This is a genomic window from Streptomonospora arabica, assembly GCF_039531585.1.
Lineage (GTDB): Bacteria > Actinomycetota > Actinomycetes > Streptosporangiales > Streptosporangiaceae > Streptomonospora > Streptomonospora halophila.
The window spans coordinates 1-1,325 of sequence record NZ_BAAAQI010000039.1; the positions used below are offsets into that span (position 1 = coordinate 1).

Consider the following 1,325-nt stretch of genomic DNA (forward strand, 5'->3'; position numbering starts at 1 on the left):
GCGGCCCTGCGGCCGTACTCGGAGAGCTCCTCATCGGTGGTCAGCGCCGGCCCGGGGGCCACCTCGCGCGTGATCCAGGACTTGAAGGGCTCGGTCGCGGCGATGTCGCGGGCGATGCGCAGCCCGTCGACGATCGTGCGCGCGTCGTAGTCGTCGGGGTCGGTGAAGTAGCGGAAGTCCAGCGCCGGCTGGACCGCCGGGTCGGCGCTGCGCAGCCACAGCTTGCCGCGCGAGCGCGAGCGCGGGATGTTGGGCGTCATGCACACGGCGTTGCGCGGGCCGGGCGACTCGTAGCCCAGCCGGGCGGTGTTGTCGTCGAAGGGCACCTGGTAGATGTGGAACATCAGGTCGGGGCGGGGGTCGGCGGTGTCGCGGCGCACGAACAGCCCGCCGTCGGAGGCCATGACGGTGGTCTCGGGCACCTGCGGCCCGGTCTCCCACATGATGATCGACTCGGGGTGGTCGAGCAGGTTCTCGCCGACGCCGGGCAGATCGTGGTGCACGTCGATGCCGACCTCGCGCAGATCGGCGGCCGGGCCCACCCCCGACAGCAGCAGCAGGCGCGGGGTGTCGATGGCGCCCGCGCACAGCACCACCTCGCGTTCGGCGGTGATGGTGTGCTCCCGGCCGTCGGGGCCGGTGACGCGCACGCCGGTGGCGCGTTCGCCGTCCAGGACCAGCCGGTGCGCCCGGGTCTGCAGCATCAGCGTGAGGTTGCTGCGCACGTCCATGATCGGGTGCAGGTAGGCGACCGAGGCCGAGGAGCGGTGGCCGGTGTAGGGGTCGTAGGCGACCGGGAGGAAGCCCGCGCCCTGGCTGAAGCCGCCGCGGTGGGAGGTCTCGGCGTTGAAGTCCTCGATCACCGGGACGCCGGTGGCGCGGGCGCAGGCGGTGATCCAGTCGGTGACCAGGGCGTTGCGGTGCTGGGGGGCGACGGGGGCGATGTTGTTCTTCAGCCGGTCGGCGTAGGCCTGGACGGTGGCGTTGTCCCAGCCGCGGGCGCCGGCGGCGACCCAGTCGTCGAGGTCGCGGGCGAACGGGCGGAAGCTGATCAGCGTGTTGTGGGAGGAGCAGCCGCCGAGTACGCGGGCGCGGGAGTGGACGATGTGGGAGTTGCCGCGGGGCTGCTCGACGGTGGTGTAGGCGTAGTCGAGGTCGCTTTCGAGCAGGTCCAGCCAGTCGCGCAGGCGCAGGACGCGTTCCTGGTCGCGGTCGCTGGGGCCGGCTTCGATGACGCAGACGCTGGTGCCGGGGTCCTCGGTGAGGCGGTTGGCGATCACCGAGCCCGCGGTCCCGCCGCCCACGACCACATAGTCGTAGACGGA

At 72.4% G+C, this 1,325-nt stretch carries 1 protein-coding gene; it reads right to left on the minus strand.

The window, feature by feature from the left end; translation table 11 throughout:
* Window positions 1–1,325, minus strand: a 1,325-nt coding sequence (locus ABD284_RS25665) for a GMC family oxidoreductase (protein ID WP_344149060.1), incomplete at both ends; no start/stop codon positions are given.